Raw genomic sequence first — 24,125 nt, 5'->3', positions numbered from 1 at the left:
AGGTCAGTCTCTCGAGGAAGGAACGGGGTGGGAGGCGGGGGCGGATGCGCTCAGGTCGGCATCGCGTGTCTGCGACACCGCGGGGCGCTCATCGAAGGGGTAGGCGTCGCCGCCGGGGGGAACGACGAGGCAGGTTCCGCTCAGGCCCTCGCCCAGCGAGGCCACGAGCCGGCAGGCCGCGGGGATGAAGCTGTCCGGTGTGGCATACCCGGCGAGCTCCGTGGTCGTGCGGCGGCGCCGGCGGATGCCCGGTGTGTCCACCATGCCCTCGGGCAGCAGGTCCACCACGCTGATGCCCGTGCCCGCCAGTTCCTGGGCCAGGCTGAGCGACAGGTTGCGCGCGGCGGCCTTGGAGGCCGCGTAGTCGATGCGGCCCGGTCCCGCGTTGAAGGCCACCTCCGAGGACAGGGAGAGGATGAGCGCACGGGGCCGCTCCAGCAGCCGTGGCAGCACGGCCCGGACGAGGGTGAAGTAGGCGCGCGGGCCGACGGCGAACACGCGGTCCCACTCCTCCAGGTGCATCTCTCGCAGCGGCCGGCGCCCGTTGGAGCCGTAGGTGACGGCCGAGTGCACCAGCACATCCAGCCCCCGGCCATCCTCCTCCAGCCACCGCTCCAGCCGGGGTATCACCTCCTCCAGCCGCGTGAAGTCCGCCGGCAGCCAGCAGCGCTCCACGGGCCAGTCGGCCGGCATGAGGCGTTCCCACTCCCGGGGGGGACGACGCGAGAGGATGGTGACGCTGGCGCCCGCTTCGAAGAGCCCCCGGGCGATGCCATTGCCAATGCCGCTGGAGCCGCCGGAGATGAGCACCCGGCGGCCGGTGAGTGGCCCTGTTCTGCCCGTCATGCTCCACCTCCCGCCCCCAGGGGCGACCGCGCGAGGAAGCCCGCGCCACGCTCGAAGTCGATGACCATCTTCAACCACTCCTCTCCCTCGAACCGGTGGGCCCCCGTCCCTGCGTGCAACCGCAGCGCCCGGGCGGCGACATCCGGTGAGACAACGTGTGTGACGAGCCAGGCGAAGGCGCCGGGAGCGCTCCGCAGCAGGGACACGGCCTCGCGCAGGTGCCGGGCCGCCGCGCCCCGGTGGCCGGTGAGCACCAGGGGGCGTTCCTTCGCCGTGCGCACCGGGAAGAGCCGGCCCGGCGAGGGCTGGCCACATTCGTTGGCGCGACGGATTTCGGCGAGGTCCACGCCCGGCAGCGCCTCCAGGCCCGCGTCGGCGGGGAAGCCGCCGAGGAGATCGATGCATCCGCCCGGGCGCACGGCGCGCACGGCCTCGCCAAGCGCGGCGAGCGAGCCGGTGCGCGGGGTGCAGATGACGGCGGCATCAACCCCCACGCCCCCCGTCTCCCTCAGGAGGTGCTCCGCGGGCGCATCGAGCGCGGACACGGCCTCGGCCGGGGCCACCTGCCCCCGCGACACGAGCCACGCCAGGCGCTCCTCTCGCGGGTGTACCAGGAACACACGCCGCACCCCGGCCCGCCGCAGGCAGACGAGGTGCAGCAGCCCCACGGTGCCCGCGCCGAACAGGGCCACCGACTCCGGGAGGACGGCCTGACGCAGCAGCTCGCCGCTGTAGAGGACCGCCGAGAGGGGCTCCGCCAGCGCGCCGAGCCGCGGATCCAGTCCCGCCTCCACCGGCACCAGCATGCCGGCCTCCACGTCCGCGCGCGGCACGCGCACGTACTGCTGGAAGACGCCGGGCAGCGTGTGGCCGAGCAGCCGGCCCGGGTCACCCGGGTGGGTGGGGTTGAAGGCCACGGTGTCACCGGGACGTGGTCCGTCCTCCCACGCGCCCGCCGTGATGACCTCGCCCAGCGCCTCGTGTCCGAGGATGTCGGCCGGGTCGTTCCTCAGGCCGCGGAGGATTTGCAGATCCGTACCGCACACGCCCGCCGCGCGCACCCGCACGAGCACGTCCTCCGGGCCGGGTGCCAGAGTGGGAACGAGCGTCTCCACGGGCAGCCGGTGGCCGTCCCGGACGAGGGCCCGGTGATGGGAGGGCAGCATGTCGTTCCTCATACGCGGGTGCCCCCTTCTTCCTGGAAGCTGGCCGCGAGCACCGCCCCGAGCAGCCCGGCCTGGTCGTCGTCCTGGCCCGTGACGAGCCGCGTGCGGAAGAAGCCGGGCTCGCGCGCGCTGAGCTGGTACAGCCCGAGCCGCTCCAGCTGCGCCAGCAGCACATCCAGGTAGTGCGGCGCGAGGCCGTGCAGCACTCCCCCGGTGAGCACCACGCGCTCCACGTCCGGGTCCAGCGTGAACTGGTGGAGGAGCACCTCCGCGAGCGGGCGCGTGAGATCCTCCAGCACGCGGCGGGCGAAGGGCTCCGCTCGCTGGGCGGAGGCTGCCAGGTCCGTGAAGCCCAGGGACTCGGGCGCGCTCTCCGCCAGGGGCGTGCCGCGCAGCAGCTCCGCGTACTGGCGGGCGAACCGGGGCAGCAGGGCGGTGAGTGCCGAGCCCGAGCAGAAGGCATTGAGGTGGTTGGGGCCGCCGCAGTCACATGCGCGCTCCAACACCGCGTCCCCGAGCCGGAAGGTGATGGGCAGATGGCCTATCTCTCCCTGCATGCCGCACACCGGATCCAGGGGAATGCGGCGGCGCTCCCCGTCCCAGGTGCGGCTGCCGATGCCGGTGCTGATCGTCACGAGCACCGTCCGGCCCGGCGGCCAGCCCGCGCGGGCCACGTGCCAGAGGAGCGCGGCGGAGATGTCATTGACGACGGTCCACCTCACGCCGGGGGCCGTGGCCTCCAGGGCGGCGCCGAGCTCGAAGGGGCGGCACTCCGGTCCCCAGAGGGGACCCGAGTTCCACAGGAAGCCGGTGCGCCCGTCGAGCGCGGCCCCCATGGAGATGGCGGCCTGACGCGGCGGGCCTCCGGGGGCCTCCACGGCCAGCCGGTGGTACTCCCGCACGAGGTAGTCCACGAGGGCCTGCTGGAGCTGGGGCACGGACAGGTCCGGGCGGGAGCGGAAGCTGACCGCCGGCTCGCGTGACGCGCGCACGAGCGTTCCCTCCGGCGTGACGAGCCCGGAGCGGAACCACGTCCCGCCGATGTCGAAGGCGATGGAGGCGCCAGAGGCGCGCCGGGAAGTCACGGGCACGTGCCTCAAGCAGCCGCGGCCTCGAAGCGGGCGGCAAGCCGGTGGTGGTCTTCCACGGCGCGGGCCAGCTCCGCCGGAGTCACGTCATTGACGAAGGTGCAGCCGCCGAGGCCCCGGGTGAGCGGCAGCCTCTGCTTGCCGTCCCGGTGGCGGGTGGCGTCCTCCAGGCCCTCCCGCATGAACTCGGGCGTCACCAGCGGGTTGGAGAGGGGCAGCGCCAGGTGGCGCATGACCGCCACCACGCGCTCGACGTCCCGCGCCTCCGTCAGGCCGCGGTTGCGGGCGAGGATGAGGCTGAACACCATGTCGATACCCACGGCCTCTCCGTGCAGCAGCCCCGGCAGTGCCTTCATCTCCAGCAGGGGGCTGAAGGAGTGCCCGTAGTCCACGCACCGCTCCAGCGTGTCCTCCCAGAGATTGGGCTCCAACTCCTCCAGCATTCCATGCACGGCGCGGCGGAAGATCTCGTCGTAGTCCGGAGAGCCGAGCAGGCGATCCGGCACCAGCCGCGAGGCGTGGCGCTCCATCAGCTCAAACAGACGCGCGTCTTTGATGAGCGCCATCTTGAGCACCTCGGCCAGACCGTTGCTCACGTGGCGCGCGTCCAGGGTGTTCAGGAAGGTGCGGTCCAGGAACGCGGCGTCGGGCGCGTAGTAGCTGCCGAGCCGGTTCTTGTGCTCGTCGAAATTGACGCCTGTCTTGACGCCGATTCCCGCGTCGATGAGCCCCATCAACGTGGTGGGCACGCGGATGTAGGGGGTGCCACGACGGTAGAGATTGGCCGCCAGTCCCACGATGTCCAGCAGCACGCCTCCGCCAATGCCAATCAGCGGATCACTGCGCCGGTTCAGCCCGAAGGCATGCATGGCCTTGGAAATGCGCAGCACGTTCTCGATGTTCTTCTCCGACTCCGTGGTGGCCAGTGGGAAGAGGGACGTCTCCACCTCGTGGCGCTCGAAGTAGCGTTGGATGGAGGCTCCGTGGAGCCGCGCCACCGTCTCATCCACCACCAGCAGCGCGCGCCGGCGCCGCCCCTTCGAGGCGAAGAGGTGGGTGACCAGGGTGTCATTCCCTGTCTGGAACAACCCCGAGCACTCCAACACCCGGTACTTCACGGGACGGATGGCGTTGACGTGCCAGACATGCTCAGCCGCTTGTGTCGACTCGAGCGCACCGCTCGGAGTGCTCATCATGTTGGACTCCTTCAATGGTGGAACAACAAGCCCAAAGGCAGAGGACAGACGGGATGGCCTGCGACACAGGCCCGCACCGGGAGGGCTGGGATGAGGAACGTAACGACTCGGTGTTGAGACCTCAGGGCGGTAGGGGCATGCCCGGCGCCGACAGGAATCCTGTGCGGCGCCGCCTGACGCCTCGGGATGACGTGCTGCAACATAGCACGGCTATTTCGTGAATTTGAGACAAATCTGCAAAATCAGTATTTATTGAAAGCTCTACCTGGGCTGAACTGCATGTCCTTGGCCGGGGGGTGATGCGCTGCTGGGGAGGCCAGGGCTCACTCCGGCAGGCGTTTGTGCATCCGGAACAGGGCATAGGCGGACAGGGTGCCCGCATCCTTGATGCGCCCTTCCCTGACGAGCGTTTCGAATTGCTCGACGGTCACCCGCGTGCACACCAGGTCGCTCTCCTCTGGCGAGAGTTGGGGCGCGCCCGCGGTGAGCGCCTCCGCCAGGAAGACGTGCATGCCTTGATTGGAATACCCCGGGCTGGTCAGCACATGCCCCAGGTAGCTCATGCGCCCTGCCGTCAGCCCCGTCTCTTCTCTCAACTCCCCGGCGGCGACGACCTCGGGCGGCGCGTCCGCCTGGGCCTCCCAGGAGCCCTGAGGGAACTCCAGATACCGTCCCCGCACCGGGTAGCGGTACTGCTCCACCAGATGGAATGCGCCTGCCTCGAAAGGAATGATGAGGGAGAAATCCAGCTTGGAGACGACGCCATAGATACCCTCCGAGCCGTCCTGTCTGCGAATGGCGTCCTCTCGCACGGTCATCCAGCGGTTGCGGTAGACCTCCCTCGAGGACAGCGTCTCGATGGTTCTGACGTCCGAGCCCTTTTTCGTGCTCATCTCACGCTCTTTTCTCATGGCGCTTCGGGTGATCGGCTTGAAGACGAACACCAACTACATCACCCATCCGAGCAACGTCACGAGAATCCTCGTCGCGGTCCTCAGCGGACGCGCGGCCCGGGTCACATCAATTGCGACCGAGCTCGCACCACCACGATATCGATCCCCGCCCCCAGGTGAGGAACAGCGCCGCCGCACACAAGAGCGTGCCCGCGAGCACCCAACGCCCGAGACGGCGCTCCTCGGGCGAGGGCGTCCCTTCCTCCGCTCCGAAAGCGGCGAGCGCACGCCGTTGGTCATGGCCGAGCACCGGCACGAGGCCGAGGCTCAACGAGAGGAACGCCTGAATGAACGTGAGCACCGTGAAGACTGGCAGGAAGAGCGGGTGCTCGGCCGAGCGGGCCGCGCGCACCGCCGGCTCCGGAGGGAGCGCCCTGCTGCATGAGGCTCCCGCCCCCCGGTGAGCACGCCACCGGCGAGCATCACCACCGACCAGACGACACCGATGCCCGAGAAGAACGGCAGCGCGGAGAGGAATACGGGGCAACAGGCCCCCAGGTGAAGCCAAGGTGCTGCGGGCAGCGGAGGCTTCCTGAACAACATCCAGGACTCGGCCTGACGAGAGGGGCGGCGCACGGCGCTCCAGGCGCGCGTCCGGCTCAAACCCTCCCGCCTGGGGGGCTGTCTGCGCAGCCACCCCAGACGGTGCACGGCTCAGCTCACTGGATGATGGTGATGATCTGCGTCTCGCACGTGGTTGGGTTGATGAAGGAGTTGGCCTCGTCGAGCGTGCAGACGGCGCCGCCGTAGGTGCCGTAGAAGACCTGCGCCGAGCAGGAACCGCCGACGTCGCTGACCTCCACCCGCCAGACACACGTCTTCGCGCCGGCCGGGTTCGCCGGATCGACCGTCCAGTAGTACTCCTGGGCCACCAGCGGCGTGGGGGCGGGGGCGTCGACCTGGAACCCGCCATAGTTGGCCGTGGGCACAGGGTAGGGGTTGAACACGCCGTTGAACGTCCCCGTCACCACCTGGAGGCCCAGGGAGAAGTTCTCCAGGGCGGGGGCGATGGACGCCACCGGCCCGTTGCGCAGCGCGGGAACCTGGACCGCCCCCTCCCGGACGGTGACGTACTCGTCACGCTGGGAGAGGAAGTCCAGGAAGCCGGACTCAACCTGCCCGGCGAACGCGATCGACGGCGTGAGGGACAGCAGCGAGGCAGCCAGGAAACGCTTCACGTTCCTCGTCATGAGCTTCTCCTGATTGGATTGTACGGAGTTGGCCGAAGCCAATGTCTTACTAAAACTGCCGACTGTTCAACTTCAAATCAAAGCGTTATTTGACGGCATTTCATGTAAAGCTGGATGATTGCATTCCGGGCGTCGCTCATGGCTATGGATTCCGGTGTAAGGGGTTCCCCTGGGTCTTCCAAAACCATCCGTCGAACTTCTCGAGGAGTCCCCCATGTCCGCTTTCCGCATCGGCAAGACGTTGTCCCGCTCAGCAACCCTGCCGTCTCCCAAGGTGTCCCGGCCCAAGCCTCCGGCGCGCGCCGCCACGCTCCAGACCTCGACGCCCTCCACGCAGACGACCAGGCCGGTGGCGGCCAGGCCCGCGGCCACGGAGCCCAGGCCGCTGAAGCACGCGGGCATGCCCGAGGGGAGGGGCGTATTCCGGCTGAATAGGCCTCACTCATGCGAGGTGGTTGTCAGAGCGGTGGCGCCGAGGCGTACTTCATGCGCTCGACGCTTGGTTCCGATCGCCCACCTCTCTGAGATGACCTCGCTCCTCAAGCAGTCGCTGGACGCGATGGCCGAGGGCGACATGCTCGGGGTTGGTTGCGGTGAGGCGCGGCCAGCGGTACAAGGACATTGGGATGGACCTGGGTCTCATCTACGAGGCCGACAACGTCCACACGGGCGCCTCCGCCGTGGTGTTGATGCCCGGCGAGCGCGCGCAGTGGGAGCCCACCGAGGCGTGGCGGCTCCAGGTCTGCTCCCAGGTGGTGCCTCCGTATGTCGCGCTGGAGGTGGAGCAGGCGCCCTCTCACGGGCAAGCTGCCGGAGCTCTCGGCCATGCTCGACCTGCTGACCACGGCGGTGGAGCTCGTGGAGACGAAGGACGAGGTGCGCACCCACTTGATCCGTGAGCCCATCAGTCGGTGGCGCAGGTGGGCGGGGCGCTCGCGCAGGCCGAGCTTGCACGTCCTGGGAGGTTGTGCTGGGACATCTACCGCAGAAGTCACATGCGGTATCCACCGACTGCCAGCGGTGTTCCGTATGTATATGGCGAGTTCTCCCAGCGACGGTGTTCCCGCGTCATGGCGGGGCATTGTCTACAACGCACCCCGAGATGCCTGGCAGCTCTCGGCGGAGCGTTGTTTTTTGGTGGGCTGTGGCCAGAACTTCCGAGCGGTCTCCGGCAGTGAAGGGGAGTCGTACCCAATCCGGGACGCAGGATGACCTGCGGCGCCGATTGTCCAAGAGACTCGGTGAGGTGGCTCGCGCGGCGCGGCTCCAGGCGGGCCTGACGCAGGTGGATGTGGCCGAGCGCATCGGCATGGCCACGGAGGTCTATGGTCGGCTGGAGCGGGGGTTGATGCTGCCCAGCGTCCTGTCATTGTGGCGCTTGTGCGTGACGCTCCGGATTCCGGCGGATCTCCTGCTCGGGTTCTCCTCCGAGCGACCTCCCTCGTGGGCGCCCACTCCTCCCGTTGAGCCCGAGGGTGCTCAGGTCCGTCGGCTGATGCGCTCGGTGCGCAAGCTGAAGGCGCCCCAGCTCCGCACACTGCGCCTGATGATCGCCTCGCTCCTGCGAGAGGCCTAGGGCGCTCGTTCCCTCCATGAGCGCACCTATCGCTCCCTGGCCTGCTCGCTCCTTCTGTGGCTGGCGGGCGCGCGCCGCTTGCGTTAGAGCCGCCCTCCAGCATGGCCTCTCCCGACCCGTCAGCCCGCCCTCCTTCCGTCTTCCGCCACCGTGACTTCCGCATCTACCAGCTGGCACGCCTGTGCGCGGTGCTCGCCGTGCAGATCGAATCCGTGGCCATTGGCTGGCAGGTGTACGAGCTGACCGGGAGTGCCCTGGCCCTGGGCTACACGGGTCTGGCGCAGTTCCTGCCCTTCTTCGCCTTCTGCCTCATCGGCGGACAGGTGGCCGATCGCGTGGACCGGCGCCTCATCCTGGTGGTGTGCCAGTTGGTGATGCTGTTGTGCAGCCTGCTGCTGCTCTCCTTCACGTTGGGCCACATCCAGGACGTGCGGTTCGTCTACGGCGTGTTGGTGCTCTTCGGGACCGCGCGCGCCTTCTACTCGCCCGCGGGCTCCGCCATCACGCCGCATCTGGTGCCTCCCGAGGAGCTCACGCGCGCCATCGCGGTCAACTCCACCACCTGGCAGGTGGCCACCATCGCCGGTCCCGCCGTGGGGGGGGCCCTCTATGCGTGGGCGGGCGCCACGGGGGCCTATGTCGGCTCGGCCACGCTGTGCGCGCTCACCGTGGTGTGGATGCTCTCCCTGAAGGTGCGGACGGGCAGCGCCTCCAGTGAGTCGTTCTCCCTGGAGACGCTCCTGGCGGGGTTCCGCTTCGTGCGCCGGCAGCGGCTGCTGCTGGGCAGCATCACCCTGGACCTGTTCGCGGTGCTGCTCGGTGGCGCGGTGGCGCTGCTGCCCATCTACGCGCGCGACGTGCTGCACACCGGGCCCGGGGGGCTGGGGTTGCTGCGCAGCGCACCGGCGGCGGGCGCGGCGGTGGTGGCCCTCTTCCTCGCCACGCGTCCCCTGGGTGGACGGGCCGGGTGGAAGATGTTCATCTCGGTGGCCATCTTCGGCGTGGCGACGCTCGTGTTCGGCGTGAGCCGCTCACTGCCCCTGTCCGTCGTGGCCCTGGCGGTGGCGGGGGCCGGAGACATGGTGAGTGTGGTGATCCGCGGCACGCTCGAGCTGGTGTCCACGCCGGACGACATGCGGGGCCGCGTGGGCGCGGTGAACATGATGTGCGTCGGCGCCTCCAACGAGCTGGGCGAGTTCCGCGCGGGCGCGTTCGCCGAGCATATCGGGGCGGTATCCTCGGTGGTGGCGGGCGCGTTGGGGACGCTGGTGGTGGTGGGGCTCTGGGCCTGGGCCTTCCCCGAGCTGCGGCAGGTGGACGATGTGGAGCGCGCGGCCCGTGAGCCCCTGCCCGGGGACGGCGCGCCCGAGACCGCCGTCGCCTCGGACTGAGCGCGGGCTCCGAAGCCGCCGCCGCTCCGGCTACGGACGTTGTTCCCTTGGCGAGGGGGGCGGTTTGCGTCCCACGCGGCGAGCGGGCTCCGGCTGGAGCCCGTGCAAGAGCTCCAGGAAGACGCCGTTGGTCCACCCGAAGCCGGCGACGTTCTCCGTGTAGCCCACGATGCGCTTCATCTCCGACGAGCGCGTCACCACGTTGTACTTCTCCCGGATGGTCCCATCGCGGCGGAAGTTCTCGGCGACCGTGTCGAGGAACTTCCGGGAGAGCCGGTCGGCGTCCGTGTCGTAGCCGTAGCGGCGCAGCCCCTCGATGGTGAGCAGGTGGATGGGGGCCCACCCAAAGGGGTAGTCCCACTGGGTGTTGGTCTCCTGCCGGCTCATCGCCAGCCCACCGGGTTGTTCGAAGTGGGAGAGCCTGCCCACCAGGGCCCGCGCCTGCTCGGGAGACGCCAGCCCCGCCCAGAGTGGATAGAAGGTCGTCGCGTATTCGTAATTCGAGCGCTGGCCGGTCGTGAAGTCATGGTCGAAGTACATGCCGCGCTCGGCATCCCACAGGTACTTGTCCATCAGCTGCTTGCGCCGCGCGGCGCGCTCCCGCCACCTGCGTGCTTCATCGGCGCGGCCCAGGGCCGTGCTGATGCGCTCCAGGTCCGTCTCCGTCTTGTACAGCAGGCTGTTCAGGTCCACGCCGGCGTAGTGGTGGGTCCGCGCGCTGAAGGGTCCGAAGCGGAAGGAGATGTCGAACCCGGACTCGCGCATGCTGCGGTCACCCTTGTAGTAGTCCTCGGTGAGGGTGAGGGCCTCCTGGGTGGTGCAGGAGGTGGTCCCGAGGGTCTGCTCACACACCTGCAGGGCGAACACGGGGCTCGTCGGGGTCGGCACCGGGGCCTTTGGGCCCACTTCGCGCAGGAAGGGTTTGCCTGCCTCGGGGTGGCGGACGAGGTAGCCCACCACATCGCGGTAGTAGCGATCGTGCGTCGAGAGCTCGGGGACCGGCCCCTGGCCATGGTCGAAGTAGCGCGACAGCCCCGTGTCCCCCGCCAGGTGGGCCCCCTGGGTCCACATCTCGTAGTCGCGGACCAGGTGCGGGTAGGCCTCGGCCAGCCACGCGCGTCGCTCTTCCGCGCCCAGGGTTTCGTGGACCGCCATCACCATCGAGGAAAGGAAGGGCGGCTGCGAGCGGGTGAGGTAGTAGGTCCGGTTGGCGTTGAGCACTGCCCCGTAGTGTTCGATCTCGAAGAAGAAGTTGCGCACCATGTTCCGCGCCAGCTCCCGCCGCCCGTCACGCAGCAGCCCGCGGATGATGAAGTAGCTGTCCCATCCGTACATCTCGTTGAACATGCCGCCGGGCACGACATACGGATGCTCCAGGTAGAGCAGTCCCTGCGCCTCGAGGGCGCGCACGTCCACCTGGCCCGGCGCGGTGATGTCCGAAGGCAGGCGTTGGATTCGCACCTGGGGACATTTCTGGCGCAGTTGCTGGACCGACGCGGGCTCGGGGATGTCCCTGGGCAGGTAGAGCACCGAGCGCTCCGGGACCTTGGGATCCTTCAGGACCTCACAGTTGTCCATGGTGCGTGTCAGCACATCCCAGGTGCGCGAGATGTACGCGCGGACATCCCCGTATCCGCCTCCGGCCGGCTCGGGTGCGGCGCTCGCGACCATCGAGAGCGTGACGATGAGCCCCGGTCCCCATGAGGGCATGCGCGAACGTCGAGTGCCTTGCATGTGCTTTCCCCCCTCGCCTGCGAGGGTGAAGCTCGTCATCCAGTCGGATGCATGCAATGGGACGGTGGGCGGGGACGTGTCATGTTGACGGGTGATGAGACGACTCGGACCCTCTGACTACCGTGACATGCCCTGGAAGAACGGGGGCGGGGTGACCCGCGAGCTGTTGAAGCTGCCCCATCCCTCCGAGCCGGCTCGCTTCCTGGCTCGGTTGTCGATCGCCTCGGTCGCGGCCTCCGGGCCCTTCTCCGTGTTCCCCGGTATCGAGCGGACCCTCCTGGTGCTGGAGGGCGCGGGGATGGCGCTGACCCTCGGAGGGGCGCCGGAGGTGGTGCTCGACCGGCGCTCACCTCCGTTCGTGTTTCCCGGCGAGGCGGAGACCTCCTGCCGTCTGCTCGAGGGTCCGGTGCGCGACTTCAACCTCATGGTGGACCGGGCCCTGGTCGAAGCCTCGCTCGAGGTGGTCCATCTGGCTCCGGGAGGGACACGCACGGTCCCGGGGACGGGGAGCGTGTTGCTCCATGGTGTCGAGGGCCGGGCCTCGCTGTCCGGGACACCGTTGGCCGGGGAGGAGACGCTCTGGCTCGAAGCGCCAGGGCCGCTGGTATTGCGGAGCGATGAGGGCGCCAGGGTGATCGTCATCCACCTGACCCGCCGCGAGTCATCCTCTTCAGGGACGTGAGAGGATCGATACCCCCTCTCCCTTTGGGAGAGGGGAAATGGCCGTGGTCGTCAGCTCATGTGCCCAGGGCGTGGTACACCCGGCCGCGCATGAGGAAGGTGGAGACAACGTCGTCCGGGTCCGGCTCTACGGAGGCCACGGGCTCATCGCGAAAGCCCTGGCTCGCACTGGGGCTCGGCGTGCTCATGCTGGTCCACCACTTCGGGCTGTGGGCGTCGACCGCGCATCGCCGGGGCTTTCCGCTGCTCGAGGGGTTGCAGAAGTGGGATGCCTCCTTCTACAGCTCCATCGCGACGGAGGGGTACACCCCGCATACGTGGGCGTTCCTGCCGCTCTACCCCATGATGGTGCGCCTGGTGCGGGCGCTCCTCGGCGGCGGAGTGCCTCCGCAGTTGGTGGGGTGCGTGCTGTCCTCGGCCTGCCTGCTGGCGTTCGTCTTCTGGGCGCAGCGGCGAGGTTCGGAGGGGGACGCGATCTTCCCGCTCGCTCCCCGGACGGGGTGGGGGTGGTTCTTCTTCCTCTACACCCCGGCCAGCTATGCCCTGCACTCGCACCACACCGAGGGGCTGTTCCTGCTGCTGTCCTTCGGCGCCTTCCTGTCCGCCTGGAAGGAGCGGTTCTGGCTGACGGCGCTGTTCGCCGCGCTGTGCGTGTGGACGCGCAACCAGGGCGTGTTCGTGGCGGTGGCCGCGGCGCTCCTGCTGGCCGAGCGCGCACGCGGGGAGCGTGACCGGCTCGTGCGCTTCGCCGGAATCGGAGTCCTGTCGCTCGCGGCGTTCGGAGGCCTGCTGGCCGTCGAGTGGATGGATACGGGGGAGCCGCTCGCGCACCTCCATGCCCAGGCGCACTGGCAGCACGTGGACTCCGCGTGGAGCGCGCTGCGCACCCTCTGGTTCGGAAACCCCGGGCAGCACGTGGGCGGGTGGTCGCTGCGGCGGGGCATCTTCTTCGCCGTGTTGCTCGCGGTCTCCCTGGCGATGCTTCGCCAGAGCCGGCCGCTCGCCCTCTACGGGCTGCTCTCGTTGGCCGTGATGCTGCCGCAGGGTGACTTCGCGAACGCCTTCCGGTTCGGCGCCGTGCTCTTCCCCCTGCTGTTCTGGTTGGGGGACTGGCTCGCCACGTGGCCGGCCTGGTTGCGCTGGCCCCTGGCGGGCTACGTCCTGTTCTTCAACCACAAGGTGACGCACGGGTACCTCATCGGCGTCTGGGCCTACTGACGCCCCGGATGGCGTAGAGTCCCGCTCCGCCATGCCTCCCCGCGCCCCCCTCGTCCACATCCACGACCATGCCCTCCCCGACGCCGACTTCTCGCGGCTGTGGCGCAAGGTCCGCGCGCTGGGCACCGAGCGCCTGCGTCAGACATACCAGACGACCTTCTGGTACGAGCTCGGCGAGCCCACCAACATCGTGGAGCAGGTCATCCTCGAGCTGCGTCCGCGCGTGCCGGTGCGCCGGGGCCTCGCGGGCGTCGAGTGGTGGTTCTCGCGCATGCGCACCACGGACGTGCAGGTGGACTTCCACCAGGACCGGGACGAGAAGCTCGCCCTGCGCGGCGGTCCGCTCGTGCACCCGCGCTTCACCTCCCTGCTATTCATGAACAGCGTCCGGGGCGGGGCGCTCGCGGTGACGAAGGCCCCGCCCCGCGAGGACAACCCCTCGCTCGCGCCGGACACGGACGACTTCGACCTGGCGGCCCCGAAGCCCAACCGCTTCGTCTACTTCCGCGGAGATCTCACCCACGGCGTGCTGGATGCGAACAACCAGATTCCCGACGGGAAGCTGCCGGGCACCTCGCGGCTACGGGTGACGCTGGTGATGAACTGGTGGAGCCAGCGCCCCACGGACATCCCCACCTTCAACGAGTCGAAGGCGTACCGCTCGCTCGCGCTCACTTCCGCGGGTCGGAAGCGATGAAGAACACCGACGCCGCGCCCACCACCAGCGCCGCGCCACCCGCGTAGACCCACGGGCTCTCGTACCAGGGCTTGCGCTCGATGACCGAGAGCTGCAGCGGCGCCAGCGGGTTGGCCGCCCGCGCCACCGTGTTGCCCTGCGCGTCGAGCGCCTCGACGAAGTACCACGCGGTGAAGGTGGCCACGCGGGTGGGGGAGGGCAGCTCGCCCTCGCATGTGTCCTGCTCGCACACCATGGGCGTGGCGCGGTAGGGGCCTCCCGGGGCGGGCGCGTGGCGCAGGAGCACCTCGCTTGCCCTGCCTCGGGGATCCTTCAAGGTGGCGCGCACGAGCTGGGGCCGGCTCGCGTTCTCGCGCGGCAGCACCTCCAGCCTGGGCCGGGCCGCGAGCGCCGCGCGCACCCGCTCCACCAGGTCCTTCTGCTTCTGGGGCGCGTCGGCGGGAGGCCGCACCCAGCTGTCCAGCTCCAGGGCCTCGGTGGTGCGCTGCTCGGCGTTCACCGGGTCGTCCAGCAGCAGGTGGATGAAGCCGAACTCCAGCAGGGCCTGGGCGCGCTCGGCGGAGGGACGGTCCGGGTGGCCGAGGTAGCGCTGGTACTCGACGACGGCCTCCTCGTAGCGCAGGGCCTCGGAGAGCTCGCGGGCGCGGGCGAGGTCCGCCTGGGCCGCTCCGCTCACGGAGGCCTGGGCGAGCGCGAGGTCGGTGACGGCGCGCGAGGGCACGCCAGGGAAGGCGGTGGCGAGGGCGAGAATCGTGAGCGGGAGCACCGCCCCCGAGCCTACCCGGGCGCCCGGGACTTGTCAGACCGGTGCGTTAGAAAACGTCCCTGCGCGGGCCGGATGTCGGGGGGAAGCCCGTGGCGCGTGTCGTCACAACGGGGAGCCGGGTCCGGGCGGGTCTCGGGCCCGGCTTCCTCACTTCTCTCAGAGCCCGCTGGGGCCCAGCGCGCCGTCCAGCCCCTGGAAGGGCTTGGAGACGACGACGTGCAGGACGATGTCCTCCAGCCGGAGCTCCAGCGGCAGCGCGTCACCGATGCCCGCCTGCGTCACCGTGTTGTTGACGATGACCCAGATGCGCTTCTTGCCAATGGCCTTCACGAGCGTGGGCGAGTCGGTGAACACCGGCGTGCGCGTGTTGGGCGGGTAGGAGCTCTCGGGCAGGAACTCCTCGGCGGTGGCGTAGTACTCGGGCGGGTTGTTGTCGCTGTAGACGATGGGCTTGTCCGGCGTGGCGTTGCCCGTGAGCGACAGCCGCGCGGACGACTTCAGCGTGAGCGCCTTCGAGGGGTTGAACACCTCGAGGGAGACGCTGATGTCCCTCACGTCGACGTTGAGCTCCTGCGTCTCGGCGGGCATGTCGACGGCCACCTCGACGTAGACGGGCTTGATGACAGACGTGACGGGGATGGCCACCGACTGCGGAGGCGTGTCCACGGCCAGTTCGGCGGAGCACGCGGTGAGCAGCAGCGGGCAGAGCAGGGCGAGGAAGTGGCGTTTCATTGGAAGGTCCAGGACAGGTCGAAGGCGGGGAGGACGGGGATGCGGCCGTCGTTGACGGGCAGCAGGGGCTCGGTCAGGTCCACGTAGGCGGCGCCGAGCGACAGGCCGAGGTTCTCTCCGGCGTAGCGGATGCCGGCCGCGCCGCGCAGGGGGTAGCCCTCCTTCAGCCGGACACCGAGCTCACCGACGATGGACCAGTTGCCGATGAGGTTGAGCACCACCGCGCCCGTCGCCGTGGTGGTCGTGGTCTGGTAGCGCCAGTGCCGGACCTCGGCCTGCACCAGCACCCGGCCGAGCTGCAGGCCGTACAGGGCGTAGGCGCTGGGCCCCTGGAAGTCGATCTCGAAGTTCTTCACCGCCGGCTCCTGGCCGGTGACGAAGTCCGCGAGGATTTCATTGCCCAGGAACTTCGTGTAGCGCGCGCCGACGACGAAGCGGTGGGGCCCGGCCTCCAGACCCCAGCGCACGCCCAGGTTGGCCGCGAGCGCCGCGTCCGCGAGGACGGAGGTGTCCACCGCGAAGCCCAGCGCGATGGGCACGGCCGCGCGCTGCAGGCCGAGCACGGGGTGTTTGATGACGGCGGCCTCGTCCGAGGAGAGGAGTCGCGCGTTGCCGGCATGGTTGAAGGCGTGGGCCACGCCCGGCTGGACGAGGGCGACGAGTGCCCACAGGAAGAGCCCGGACGCGGCGAGGCGCCCCAGGCGGGGGACGGTGTATCGAGGTATCAACCACTCACTCCTTGAGAGGACGAGGAGGGTTCCGGTGTACCGCGCCCATGCCCACGCTGTCACACGCACGGGGCGTGAGGGTGGGGGGGGACGTGCCAGCTCGTCCGGGGCACGGACGGCCTGGACCCGGGAGAGGCCTTGCGGACGTGCCCGGTGGAACGTATTCGGACGGTTGTATGGGCTCCTCGGAGGCTACCGACAGGCATGGCGGTATCGACACGGAGCACCCGCGGGTGCTGGCGCTGCTCAGGCGCTACGGTTGGAACGCCACGTCCTTCCAGGTGCTGGAGCCGGGGTATTCGTACTGGTTCGACGGCGACGACGCGTGCGTGGCGTACGTGGACACGGGGAGTGCGTGGGTGGTGGCCGGAGCCCCCATCGCCCCACACGAGCGCATCGCCCAGGTGTCGGAGCGCTTCGAGGCGCACGCTTCCGCCTCGGGCCGGCGCCTGTGCTTCTTCGCCACCGAGCAGCGCATGTTGGACGCGGCCCCGGTGAAGGGGTTGTCCATTGGCGAGCAGCCCGTCTGGGATCCCCGGCGCTGGGAGGAGGGCGTGCGCGAGAGCCGGGGCCTGCGCGAGCAGCTGCGCCGCGCGCGGGCCAAGGGGGTGAGGGTGCGCGAGCTGTCCCCGGCCGAGCTGAAGGACGCCTCGCATCCGACGCGGGCGGGGGTGGATCGGCTGATGGAGCGCTGGCTGCGTTCCCGGCGGATGGCGCCCATGGGCTTCCTGGTGCAGCTCTCCCCGTATGAGTGGGCGGACGAGCGGCGCTCCTTCGTGGCCGAGCGCAATGGGGAGGTGGTGGCCTTCCTGTCGGCGGTGCCGGTGTACGCGCGCAATGGCTGGTTCGTGCAGCACCTGCTGCGGGACAAGAAGGCTCCCAATGGCACCGCGGAGCTGCTGGTGGACGCGGTGATGCGCGCGGCGGCGGCCGAGGGCCGGAGCTACCTGACGCTGGGGCTCGCTCCACTGGCGGGCGAGGTGGCGGGCTGGCTGCGCGCCGCTCGGCTGCTCGGTACCCCGCTCTATGACTTCGAGGGGCTGCGCGCCTTCAAGGCCCGGCTGCGCCCGCATGCGTGGGACCGCATCCACCTGGCCTGGCCCGCCCGGTACGACGGTTCGCCCCTGCCGGTGTACGACGCCCTGACGGCCTTCGCCCAGGGGAGCCTGGCGCGCTTCGGGGTGGCCACGCTCCTGCGCCGGCCCCTGTTGCTGGTGTGGCTCGTCACGGTGCTGCTGGTGCCCTGGACGGTGCTGCTCGCGCTGCCGGCCAACGCCCACCGCTTCCCCTCACCGTGGGTGCAGTGGGGCTGGGTCCTCTTCGATGTGGGGCTGACGGTGGGGCTCTTCTCGCTCGTCCGGCGCTGGCGCACCGGGCTGGCCACGCTGCTGGGCTCCATCATCGCTGGAGACGCGTGCCTCACCCTGCTCGAGGCACTCCTCTACAACGTCCCTCGTGCGCGAGGGCTGGGGGATTGGCTCGTCATGGGGGTGGCCGTGCTCGCTCCGTCCGTGGCGGCGGTGCTGCTCTTCTGGGCGCGCCACCACCCGACACTCGAGCCCGCATGAGCCCGCTACGCGCTCGGCGGGGTCAATCCTCGGGAGGCACCGCGGTGGGCGCGCTCGCGAGGAACACTTCCCGGCCCTGCACGCGCGCCACCCGGTGGTAGTGCACCATGTAGTCCCGCCGAGCAGGCGAGCCCTGGCCCAATTCGAAGTGGGTGTCCCCCACGTTCGACACCGTTCCGAGCTTCCGCCCGTCCGTGTCCCTCACCGTCATGCCCTCGTGGATGTCTCCGGGGTCGATCATCTTCGCTCCTCCACGTGTGTGATGTGTCACTGGCGGGAAACGTCCCTTGTGACAACACTGCGAGCGGACTCCTTCCCCTGCCAGCCGCTTCCTCCCAGAGGGAGGGAGGGACGGCCGTGCTCCCTGGAGGAGGAGTGCACGGGCGGCCTCGGCTCCGGGTCTTATCCGGCGCCTCCTCCTACTTTCTCCTGAGGGCTCATGTCGCACGGGGGGAGGCACCCATGGCGGAAGCCCAGGCCCAGAAGTTGAACGCGCTCAGGATCGACCGCTCGGTCCATCCCCGGCGGAAGCTCGCACACCGATGGCCGTTGTGGGCCGGACTCGCTGTTCTGCTCCTCCTCGCGCTGGCGGCGGCGACGTTGGGCCGTGCCCCCAGCGTACAGGTAGCCGAGGTCCGCGAGGCCCGTCCCGGAGAGCAGCAGACCGAGCTCACGGCGGCAGGCTATGTGGCCTCGCGCCGCCACTCCGTCATCGCGCCCCAGGTGGCGGGACGTCTGGTGGAGGTGGCGGTGGACGAGGGCGACGCGGTGGAGGAGGGACAGGTGCTCGCCCGCCTGGATGATCGGGATGCGCAGGTGGCGGTTGCCCGGGCCCGGGCCGAGCTGCGGGCGGCTCAACAGCGACTCATCGCCGCGCGAGCCACGGCGACACGGGCGCGCAGTGACCTGAGGCGGGCCGAGCAGCTGGCGAAGGCGAACGTCATTACCCGGGCGAGTCTGGAGGAGGCACAGGCGCTGGCCCGTGCGTCCTCCGCCGAGGAGCAGGCCGCGAGCGCCCAGCTCGAGGCGGCCCGGCGGGCGGCGGAGGCCGCGGCGCTGCAGCTGTCCCATACGGTGGTGCGGGCGCCCTTCTCGGGCACCGTGGTGCGCAAGCTGGCCGATGAGGGCGCGGTGCTCGCGCCCGCCGCGCTCGAGCAGGAGAACATCGGCGGCATCGTCGAGCTGGTGGACCTGGGCGCGCTCGAGGTGGAGGCCGAGGTGAGCGAGGAGCAGCTCCCTCGCATCGAGCTGGGACAGCCCGCGCTCGTCTTCCTCGACGCGTACCCGGACAAGGCCTTCCGCGCGAAGGTGCGCTCGGTGCGTCCGGCCATCGACCGCTCCAAGGCCACGGCGGACGTGAACGTGGCGTTCGAGGAGATTCCCCCGGGCGTGTTGCCGGACATGGGCTCACGGGTGGCCTTCCTGAAGGAGGAGCTGCCGCCGGACGCGCTCGAGAAGAATGACGCGGCGCTGCGGGTGCCGGCGGCGGCGGTGGTACAGAGCGGTGAGCAGTCCGTGGTGTGGGTGGTGCAGGACGGGCGGGTGAAGCGCCAGCCGGTGCAGGTGGCCCGGAAGGTGGGGGACGAGGTGGCGCTCGCCCAGGGGCCGGCGCCGGGGACGCAGGTGGTGGTGGCGCCCGAGGGCAACCTGCGTCCGGGGCGCAAGGTGAAGGTGCGGACGGAGGCGGGATGAGCACCGCGCCGGTGGACGCGACGTCTTCCTTCATCCGGCTCCGAGGGGTCTCGAAGGCCTACCGGCGTGGCGACATCGTCGTGCCCGTATTGGAGGCGGTGGACCTGGACATCCCGATGGGGGCCTTCGAGGCCTTCATGGGTCCGTCCGGCTCGGGCAAGTCCACGCTGCTCAACCTCATCTCCGGGTTGGACCGGCCCACGACGGGCGTGGTGGAGGTGGGTGGGCAGGACCTGGCGCGCATGAGCGACAAGGAGCTGTCGGACTGGCGCGCGGGGCACGTGGGCTTCGTCTTCCAGATGTACAACCTGCTGCCGGTGCTCACGGCGGCGGAGAACGTGGAGTTGCCCCTGCTGCTCTCGCCCCTCTCCCGCGCCGAGCGCCGCGAGCACGTGGCCGCCGCGCTGGAGGTGGTGGGCCTGGGACACCGGATGAAGCACCGTCCCCCGCAGATGTCCGGAGGCGAGCAGCAGCGCGTGGCCATTGCCCGGGCCATCGTCACGGATCCGGACCTGCTCATCGCGGACGAGCCCACGGGCGACCTGGATCGCAAGTCCGCCGAGCAGGTGTTGGACCTCTTCCAGGAGCTGCACCAGGGGCTGCACAAGACGCTCGTGATGGTGACGCACGACCCGCACGCCGCCGAGCGGGCCGACCTGATACGGCACCTGGAGAAGGGGGCGCTGCAATGACGTTCGGGCGGCTCGTGTGGAAGGACCTGCTGCGCAACCCCCTGCGGCTGGCGCTCACGGTGCTGGCGGGTGGGGTGGGGGTGATGGCCTTCATCTTCCTGCGCACCGTGGTGGACCTCTTCTATTCGAGCGCCGAGTCGGCGCAGGCGGACCGGCTCTTCACGCGCGCCAAGGCGTCCATCACGGGGGATCTGCCCCTGTCCTACCAGACGCGCATCTCCGCCGTGCCGGGGGTGGACGACATCACCTTCTATGGCTTCTTCGGTGGACGCTATGGCGAGTCCCAGCGCGACTTCTTCGGCTCCGCCTTCGTGGATCCGCCCTCCTTCATGCGGGTCTTCGATGAGCTCGTCGTCCCCCCGCAGCAGGTGGCGGCCTTCCAGGAGGATCCCTGTGGCGCGCTCATCGGCAAGGACCTGGCGAAGCGCTATGGGTGGAAGCCGGGGGACCGGGTAACGCTCAAGGGCACCATCTACCCGGGCGAGTGGAGCTTCACCGTGCGGGGCATCTACGACGTGCGGACCGGCACGCTGGACACCAGTTCGCTCTTCTTCGGCTTCCGCTGCCTCAACGAGAAGCTGCCGGAGGACCGCAAGGACCGGGTGGGCGCCTTCATGATTCGCGTGGAGGACCCCTCGCGCTCGGCGGCGGTGGCCTCGGCGGTGGACGCCATGTTCGCCAACAGCCCGTACCCCACGCGCACGGAGAGCGAGCGCGCGGCCACGCTGGGCTTCATCTCCATGCTGTCGGCCATCATCACCGCGGTGCAGGTGGTGGCCACCGTCATCCTGCTCATCATCCTGCTGGTCATCGGCAACACGCTGGCCATGAGCGTGCGCGAGCGGACGCGAGACCTGTCCACGCTGCGGGCCATGGGTTTCAAGAGCGGACGGGTGGTGATGCTCGTGCTCTTCGAGTCGTTGGCCATCGGCCTGGCCTCGGCGGGGCTGGGGGTGCTCGTCGCACCGCCGCTCATCCGGGGCTTCGTCGCGCTCGTCGGCTCGCAGATGGGAGGCCTGCCCGCGGAGTTCATGCGCGGGAGCACGCTGGTGCTCGGGGCGCTGGCGGCCGTGGGCGTGGCGTTGCTGGCCGGAGCCATCCCCGCGCTACGGGCCATCCGGATTCCGGTGGCCGAGGGGTTGAGGAAGGTGGCCTGAGCGATGATTCCGCTCTACTACAACACGCGCAGCCTCTGGGCGCGGCGCCTGTCCACGGGGCTCACCGTGCTGGGCCTGGGGCTCGTCGTCTTCGTCTTCGCCACCGTGCTGATGCTGGCCAACGGCATCGAGTCCGCGCTCGCCTCCGGGGGAGACCCGCGCAACGTCATCCTCCTGGCCGAGGGCTCCACCAGCGAGTTGATGAGCAACGTGGAGCGCGACGCGCTGCGCGCCCTGGGCAGTGCGCCGCAGGTGGCCTCCTCTCCCGAGGGGGAGCCGCTGGTGGCCGGAGAGCTGATCGTGCCCGTGCTGCTGCCGCGAGGCGACGGCAACGAGTCGAACATCAACGCACGGGGGATTGGCCCGGAGAGCTTCGCCATCCGGCCCACGGTGCGGCTCATCGCCGGCCGGGAGCCACGGCCGGGTACGAACGAGATTGCATTGGGCGAGGCCCTGGTGGGCCGCTCGCCGGGGGCGTACCTGGGCGGGGAACTGGTGTTCGCCGAGGAGCGCTGGCCGGTGGTGGGTGTGTTCACCGCCGCGGGAGGGGCCTACGAGTCCGAGCTGTGGGTGGACGCCAACCGGCTGGGGCCCGCGTTCGATCGGCCGGGGCTCAGCTCCATCGTGGTGCGGACGGGCTCGGAGCAGGCGCGCGACACCTTCATCCAACAGGTGGAGGAGGAGCCGCGCTTCACGCTGGATGCGAAATCGGAGCCCGAGTACTGGGCGGAGCAGGCCACGTGGCTGGCCACGTTCATCCGGGTGCTGGGGCTCTTCGTGTCCTTCATCTTCAGCGTGGGCGCGGTGCTGGGGGCGATGATCACCATGTACGCGCAGGTGGCGGCGCGCCTGGGCGAGCTGGGGATGCTGCGGGCGGTGGGCTACCGGCGGCGCAGCGTGCTGGCGAGCATCCTCATCGAGTCCGCGGTGCTGGGGGCGGCCGGAGGGGTGCTGGGCGCGCTGGGGGCGCTGGCCACGCGGTGGATGGAAATAAGGACGCTCAACTTCCAGACGTTCGCCGAGGTGCGCTTCGGCTTCACACCGACACCGGGCATCGTGGTGGCGGCGCTCGTCTTCGGGACATTGATGGGGGTGCTGGGAGGCATGCTGCCCGCGCTACGGGCCTCGAGGCTGTCGATCCTGGATGCCTTGCGCGCCTAGCTTCCCTTCCCTCTCCCGAGGGGAGAGGGAAGGATGCACGGGCTCAGCCCGGCTGGCAGACCTGGCGGAGGATGTCGAGCGTCTCCAGCGCCTTGCCCGCGCCCATCACCACGGCGGACAGCGGATCCTCGGCGAGGAACACCGGCAGGCCCGTCTCCTCGCGCAGCAGCGTGTCCAGGTTCTTCAGCAGCGCGCCACCACCGGCCAGCACGATGCCGCGGTCGGCGATGTCTCCGGCCAGCTCCGGCGGCGTGCGCTCGAGCGTGAGCTTCACCGCCTCGACGATGCCGTTGACGGGCTCGGCGAGGGCGTCGCGCACCTCGTCGCTGCTCACCGTGAGCGTGCGCGGCACACCGGCCACCAGGTCGCGACCCTTGATCTCCATGGTCATGACCTCCTCGGTGGGGTACGCCGTGCCGATGCCCATCTTGATGAGCTCGGCCGTGCGCTCGCCGATGAGCAGGTTGTACTTGCGCTTGACGTACTGGATGATCGCCTCGTCCAGCTTGTCGCCGCCGATGCGCACGCTCTTGGCGAACACGATGCCGGCGAGGCTGATGACGGCGACGTCGGAGGTGCCACCGCCGATGTCGACGATCATGTTGCCGCTGGGCTCGGTGACGGGCAGACCGGCTCCAATGGCCGCGGCCATGGGCTGCTCGATGAGGTAGACCTCACGGGCTCCGGCGTTGGCGGCGGCCTCGCGCACGGCGCGGCGCTCCACCTCGGTGATGCCCGAGGGGATGCCGATGACGATGCGCGGGCTGACGAGCGACTTGCGGTTGTGCGCCGTCTGGATGAAGTAGCGGAGCATCGCCGCGGTGATCTCGAAGTCGGCGATGACGCCGTCCTTCATGGGGCGGATGGCCACGATGTTGCCCGGCGTGCGGCCGAGCATCTCCTTGGCCTCCTTGCCCACGGCGAGCACCTTCTTGCCGCCGCGCGCGTCCTGTTGGACGGCCACCACGGAGGGCTCGTTGGAGACGATGCCCTGACCGCGGATGTAGATGAGCGTGTTGGCCGTGCCCAGGTCGATGGCGAGGTCACGCGAGAAGAGGGTGTGGAGCCAGTCGAACATACGGGGGCGGAAACTTTCAGAGGTGCGGCGTCATTTCCCTGCACCAAAAGGGACCGCGCGCCAACCTACTACGCAGGGGCCGATGCAGGAAGAAAAGCCAACTGTCAAGTGGTGGGCCCGGCCGGAGAGCGTCCAACCCGGTGGGCCCCCCGTCCTCTCGCTCCGCTCCCCATTCCTCCCTCTGAGAGATGGTCCGGGGTGAGGGGTTTTCACCACAGGAGGGGTGGATGCATCCCCGCCTCCCCTCAATGGACGGGGGGCAGGTCGCTCTCCCCGGCGAGGAGGAAGGTGTCCGCCGCTTCCCCGGCCTCCTGCTCGGTGGAGACGGGGGAGAGGTGCCGGGGCACGGCCACGGCGCCATTTTCCACCGCCTCGCGGTATTAGGGCGTCTGGCGCAGGGCCTCGCTGGTGATGCGCAGGAGCGCCTCGCGCACGGGCTCGAAGAGCAGGCCGGCCGCGTACCAGAAGGGGGCGTAGTCCAGGCGGATGAGCCCCTTCACGCTCCAGCCGCGCTTCTCGTAGTCCCACGGGCAGCGGCCGAGCGCCTTGCGCAGCAACCATCCCGTGGTGAACTCGGCGCCGAAGATGACGGCGGTGTAGGCGAGCGCCCGCACGGGCCGGGGCAGGAACCGCAGCCGGTCATGGAGCAGCTCCATCCCCAGCGCCGTGGCACCGTAGATGGGGTGCATCCAGAGGTACGTCTTCGCCGTGCCATGCCGGTCCCTCTCGAAGAGGGCGGCACTCATGCCGGTGAAACACACCTCCAGCACCCAGCCCGCACACCCATAGAGGAGGAATCTCGGTAGCACACCCTG

The 24,125-nt window shown here is 69.8% G+C and carries 26 protein-coding genes; 11 read left to right on the top strand and 15 right to left on the bottom strand.

The genetic code is table 11. From position 1 onward, the window contains the following. Window positions 1-3 precede the first annotated feature (3 nt). The 7 genes from JQX13_RS08240 to JQX13_RS08210 all read right to left on the bottom strand — a co-directional run bounded on the left by JQX13_RS08240 (window position 4) and on the right by JQX13_RS08210 (window position 6,439). Window positions 4-846: an SDR family NAD(P)-dependent oxidoreductase gene (locus JQX13_RS08240; RefSeq protein ID WP_203408496.1), complete on the bottom strand. Its 843-nt coding sequence runs from the start codon at window positions 844-846 to the stop codon at window positions 4-6. Then, window positions 843-2,024, bottom strand: coding sequence for a zinc-dependent alcohol dehydrogenase (locus JQX13_RS08235; RefSeq protein WP_203408495.1), 1,182 nt, complete (start codon window positions 2,022-2,024; stop codon window positions 843-845). Before JQX13_RS08235 ends, JQX13_RS08240 begins: the two co-directional genes overlap by 4 nt. Further along, window positions 2,021-3,097 carry an ROK family protein gene (locus tag JQX13_RS08230; protein ID WP_203408494.1) on the bottom strand — a complete coding sequence of 359 codons (1,077 nt, stop codon included), beginning with the start codon at window positions 3,095-3,097 and terminating at the stop codon, window positions 2,021-2,023. The genes JQX13_RS08235 and JQX13_RS08230 overlap by 4 nt, the downstream gene beginning before the upstream one ends. Before the next feature lie 11 nt (window positions 3,098-3,108). Next, a complete protein-coding gene (locus JQX13_RS08225; protein WP_203408493.1) occupies window positions 3,109-4,296 on the bottom strand; it encodes a sedoheptulose 7-phosphate cyclase in 1,188 nt (395 codons plus the stop codon). A gap of 323 nt (window positions 4,297-4,619) precedes the next feature. After that, window positions 4,620-5,189, bottom strand: a complete 570-nt coding sequence (locus tag JQX13_RS08220) for an NUDIX domain-containing protein (RefSeq protein WP_203408492.1) — start codon at window positions 5,187-5,189, stop codon at window positions 4,620-4,622. 127 nt (window positions 5,190-5,316) lie between these two features. Next, window positions 5,317-5,601, bottom strand: a complete 285-nt coding sequence (locus tag JQX13_RS08215; RefSeq protein WP_203408491.1) for a hypothetical protein — start codon at window positions 5,599-5,601, stop codon at window positions 5,317-5,319. A 307-nt stretch (window positions 5,602-5,908) separates the two neighbouring features. Then, entirely contained in the window at window positions 5,909-6,439 is a 531-nt protein-coding gene (locus JQX13_RS08210; protein ID WP_203408490.1) for a hypothetical protein, read from the bottom strand. 626 nt (window positions 6,440-7,065) lie between these two features. On the opposite strand from JQX13_RS08210, the gene JQX13_RS08205 reads away from it, so the two are divergent. The 3 genes from JQX13_RS08205 (at window position 7,066) to JQX13_RS08195 (ending at window position 9,406) form a co-directional block, all read left to right on the top strand. Continuing rightward, entirely contained in the window at window positions 7,066-7,338 is a 273-nt protein-coding gene (locus tag JQX13_RS08205) for a hypothetical protein (protein ID WP_203408489.1), read from the top strand. A 326-nt stretch (window positions 7,339-7,664) separates the two neighbouring features. Next, window positions 7,665-8,015 (top strand): helix-turn-helix domain-containing protein, encoded by a 351-nt coding sequence (locus JQX13_RS08200; protein WP_239014612.1) that lies wholly within the window; start codon window positions 7,665-7,667, stop codon window positions 8,013-8,015. Between the two features lie 101 nt (window positions 8,016-8,116). After that, window positions 8,117-9,406 (top strand): MFS transporter, encoded by a 1,290-nt coding sequence (locus JQX13_RS08195; RefSeq protein WP_203408488.1) that lies wholly within the window; start codon window positions 8,117-8,119, stop codon window positions 9,404-9,406. A 30-nt stretch (window positions 9,407-9,436) separates the two neighbouring features. Here JQX13_RS08195 and JQX13_RS08190 read toward each other — a convergent pair whose 3' ends face one another. Next, window positions 9,437-11,116: a trehalase family glycosidase gene (locus tag JQX13_RS08190; RefSeq protein WP_203408487.1), complete on the bottom strand. Its 1,680-nt coding sequence runs from the start codon at window positions 11,114-11,116 to the stop codon at window positions 9,437-9,439. Between the two features lie 118 nt (window positions 11,117-11,234). On the opposite strand from JQX13_RS08190, the gene JQX13_RS08185 reads away from it, so the two are divergent. Beyond that, the gene (locus tag JQX13_RS08185) at window positions 11,235-11,822 is read left to right on the top strand and encodes a HutD/Ves family protein (RefSeq protein ID WP_203408486.1); all 588 of its coding nucleotides are present in this window, start codon (window positions 11,235-11,237) and stop codon (window positions 11,820-11,822) included. A 55-nt stretch (window positions 11,823-11,877) separates the two neighbouring features. Here JQX13_RS08185 and JQX13_RS55300 read toward each other — a convergent pair whose 3' ends face one another. Then, window positions 11,878-12,009, bottom strand: a complete 132-nt coding sequence (locus JQX13_RS55300; protein WP_275424988.1) for a hypothetical protein — start codon at window positions 12,007-12,009, stop codon at window positions 11,878-11,880. Between JQX13_RS55300 and JQX13_RS08180 the strand changes: the two genes are divergently transcribed. Then, entirely contained in the window at window positions 12,008-13,039 is a 1,032-nt protein-coding gene (locus JQX13_RS08180; RefSeq protein ID WP_239015253.1) for a mannosyltransferase family protein, read from the top strand. The two genes, JQX13_RS55300 and JQX13_RS08180, sit on opposite strands and share 2 nt — an antisense overlap. Window positions 13,040-13,070: 31 nt before the next feature. After that, on the top strand, window positions 13,071-13,736 hold the full coding sequence (locus tag JQX13_RS08175; RefSeq protein WP_203408484.1) for a hypothetical protein: 666 nt from the start codon (window positions 13,071-13,073) through the stop codon (window positions 13,734-13,736). Here JQX13_RS08175 and JQX13_RS08170 read toward each other — a convergent pair. The 3 genes from JQX13_RS08170 to JQX13_RS08160 form a co-directional block, all read right to left on the bottom strand. Then, the gene (locus tag JQX13_RS08170) at window positions 13,711-14,502 is read right to left on the bottom strand and encodes a hypothetical protein (protein WP_203408483.1); all 792 of its coding nucleotides are present in this window, start codon (window positions 14,500-14,502) and stop codon (window positions 13,711-13,713) included. The two genes, JQX13_RS08175 and JQX13_RS08170, sit on opposite strands and share 26 nt — an antisense overlap. A gap of 156 nt (window positions 14,503-14,658) precedes the next feature. Then, entirely contained in the window at window positions 14,659-15,234 is a 576-nt protein-coding gene (locus tag JQX13_RS08165) for a hypothetical protein (protein WP_203408482.1), read from the bottom strand. Next, entirely contained in the window at window positions 15,231-15,962 is a 732-nt protein-coding gene (locus tag JQX13_RS08160) for a hypothetical protein (RefSeq protein ID WP_239014611.1), read from the bottom strand. The genes JQX13_RS08165 and JQX13_RS08160 overlap by 4 nt, the downstream gene beginning before the upstream one ends. Before the next feature lie 176 nt (window positions 15,963-16,138). Between JQX13_RS08160 and JQX13_RS08155 the strand changes: the two genes are divergently transcribed. Beyond that, on the top strand, window positions 16,139-17,530 hold the full coding sequence (locus JQX13_RS08155) for a DUF2156 domain-containing protein (RefSeq protein ID WP_203408481.1): 1,392 nt from the start codon (window positions 16,139-16,141) through the stop codon (window positions 17,528-17,530). A gap of 22 nt (window positions 17,531-17,552) precedes the next feature. Here JQX13_RS08155 and JQX13_RS08150 read toward each other — a convergent pair whose 3' ends face one another. Next, entirely contained in the window at window positions 17,553-17,771 is a 219-nt protein-coding gene (locus JQX13_RS08150) for a DUF2171 domain-containing protein (protein ID WP_203408480.1), read from the bottom strand. A 221-nt stretch (window positions 17,772-17,992) separates the two neighbouring features. On the opposite strand from JQX13_RS08150, the gene JQX13_RS08145 reads away from it, so the two are divergent. Genes JQX13_RS08145 through JQX13_RS08130 form a run of 4 tightly spaced genes read left to right on the top strand, consistent with a single transcriptional unit; the run spans window position 17,993 to window position 22,232 of the window. After that, window positions 17,993-19,222 (top strand): efflux RND transporter periplasmic adaptor subunit, encoded by a 1,230-nt coding sequence (locus JQX13_RS08145; RefSeq protein ID WP_203408479.1) that lies wholly within the window; start codon window positions 17,993-17,995, stop codon window positions 19,220-19,222. Then, window positions 19,219-19,914, top strand: a complete 696-nt coding sequence (locus JQX13_RS08140; RefSeq protein ID WP_203408478.1) for an ABC transporter ATP-binding protein — start codon at window positions 19,219-19,221, stop codon at window positions 19,912-19,914. Before JQX13_RS08145 ends, JQX13_RS08140 begins: the two co-directional genes overlap by 4 nt. After that, complete coding sequence (locus JQX13_RS08135; RefSeq protein WP_203408477.1) at window positions 19,911-21,071, top strand: ABC transporter permease; 1,161 nt, start codon at window positions 19,911-19,913, stop codon at window positions 21,069-21,071. The genes JQX13_RS08140 and JQX13_RS08135 overlap by 4 nt, the downstream gene beginning before the upstream one ends. A 3-nt stretch (window positions 21,072-21,074) precedes the next feature. Beyond that, window positions 21,075-22,232, top strand: a complete 1,158-nt coding sequence (locus tag JQX13_RS08130; RefSeq protein ID WP_203408476.1) for an ABC transporter permease — start codon at window positions 21,075-21,077, stop codon at window positions 22,230-22,232. 43 nt (window positions 22,233-22,275) lie between these two features. Here JQX13_RS08130 and JQX13_RS08125 read toward each other — a convergent pair whose 3' ends face one another. Then, complete coding sequence (locus tag JQX13_RS08125) at window positions 22,276-23,310, bottom strand: rod shape-determining protein (RefSeq protein ID WP_002621977.1); 1,035 nt, start codon at window positions 23,308-23,310, stop codon at window positions 22,276-22,278. Window positions 23,311-23,690: 380 nt separating this feature from the next. After that, on the bottom strand, window positions 23,691-24,056 hold the full coding sequence (locus JQX13_RS08120; RefSeq protein ID WP_239014610.1) for a putative ABC transporter permease: 366 nt from the start codon (window positions 24,054-24,056) through the stop codon (window positions 23,691-23,693). Between the last annotated feature and the right edge of the window lie 69 nt (window positions 24,057-24,125).

The organism is Archangium violaceum, from assembly GCF_016859125.1.
GTDB lineage: Bacteria > Myxococcota > Myxococcia > Myxococcales > Myxococcaceae > Archangium > Archangium violaceum_A.
The sequence above is the reverse complement of the archived record's forward strand: the minus strand, read 5'-3'. Positions and strand labels throughout refer to the sequence as shown.

What these genes read in the sequence shown, in the direction of transcription:
- JQX13_RS08240 (WP_203408496.1), bottom strand. Translation starts at nt 846, where the DNA reads ATGACGGGCAGAACAGGGCCACTCACCGGCCGCCGGGTGCTCATCTCC.
- JQX13_RS08235 (WP_203408495.1), bottom strand. Translation starts at nt 2,024, where the DNA reads ATGAGGAACGACATGCTGCCCTCCCATCACCGGGCCCTCGTCCGGGAC.
- JQX13_RS08225 (WP_203408493.1), bottom strand. Translation starts at nt 4,296, where the DNA reads ATGATGAGCACTCCGAGCGGTGCGCTCGAGTCGACACAAGCGGCTGAG.
- JQX13_RS08220 (WP_203408492.1), bottom strand. Translation starts at nt 5,189, where the DNA reads ATGAGCACGAAAAAGGGCTCGGACGTCAGAACCATCGAGACGCTGTCC.
- JQX13_RS08210 (WP_203408490.1), bottom strand. Translation starts at nt 6,439, where the DNA reads ATGACGAGGAACGTGAAGCGTTTCCTGGCTGCCTCGCTGCTGTCCCTC.
- JQX13_RS08205 (WP_203408489.1), top strand. Translation starts at nt 7,066, where the DNA reads ATGGACCTGGGTCTCATCTACGAGGCCGACAACGTCCACACGGGCGCC.
- JQX13_RS08195 (WP_203408488.1), top strand. Translation starts at nt 8,117, where the DNA reads ATGGCCTCTCCCGACCCGTCAGCCCGCCCTCCTTCCGTCTTCCGCCAC.
- JQX13_RS08190 (WP_203408487.1), bottom strand. Translation starts at nt 11,116, where the DNA reads ATGCCCTCATGGGGACCGGGGCTCATCGTCACGCTCTCGATGGTCGCG.
- JQX13_RS08185 (WP_203408486.1), top strand. Translation starts at nt 11,235, where the DNA reads ATGAGACGACTCGGACCCTCTGACTACCGTGACATGCCCTGGAAGAAC.
- JQX13_RS08180 (WP_239015253.1), top strand. Translation starts at nt 12,008, where the DNA reads ATGCTGGTCCACCACTTCGGGCTGTGGGCGTCGACCGCGCATCGCCGG.
- JQX13_RS55300 (WP_275424988.1), bottom strand. Translation starts at nt 12,009, where the DNA reads ATGAGCACGCCGAGCCCCAGTGCGAGCCAGGGCTTTCGCGATGAGCCC.
- JQX13_RS08175 (WP_203408484.1), top strand. Translation starts at nt 13,071, where the DNA reads ATGCCTCCCCGCGCCCCCCTCGTCCACATCCACGACCATGCCCTCCCC.
- JQX13_RS08165 (WP_203408482.1), bottom strand. Translation starts at nt 15,234, where the DNA reads ATGAAACGCCACTTCCTCGCCCTGCTCTGCCCGCTGCTGCTCACCGCG.
- JQX13_RS08155 (WP_203408481.1), top strand. Translation starts at nt 16,139, where the DNA reads ATGGGCTCCTCGGAGGCTACCGACAGGCATGGCGGTATCGACACGGAG.
- JQX13_RS08150 (WP_203408480.1), bottom strand. Translation starts at nt 17,771, where the DNA reads ATGATCGACCCCGGAGACATCCACGAGGGCATGACGGTGAGGGACACG.
- JQX13_RS08145 (WP_203408479.1), top strand. Translation starts at nt 17,993, where the DNA reads ATGGCGGAAGCCCAGGCCCAGAAGTTGAACGCGCTCAGGATCGACCGC.
- JQX13_RS08140 (WP_203408478.1), top strand. Translation starts at nt 19,219, where the DNA reads ATGAGCACCGCGCCGGTGGACGCGACGTCTTCCTTCATCCGGCTCCGA.
- JQX13_RS08135 (WP_203408477.1), top strand. Translation starts at nt 19,911, where the DNA reads ATGACGTTCGGGCGGCTCGTGTGGAAGGACCTGCTGCGCAACCCCCTG.
- JQX13_RS08130 (WP_203408476.1), top strand. Translation starts at nt 21,075, where the DNA reads ATGATTCCGCTCTACTACAACACGCGCAGCCTCTGGGCGCGGCGCCTG.
- JQX13_RS08125 (WP_002621977.1), bottom strand. Translation starts at nt 23,310, where the DNA reads ATGTTCGACTGGCTCCACACCCTCTTCTCGCGTGACCTCGCCATCGAC.
- JQX13_RS08120 (WP_239014610.1), bottom strand. Translation starts at nt 24,056, where the DNA reads ATGAGTGCCGCCCTCTTCGAGAGGGACCGGCATGGCACGGCGAAGACG.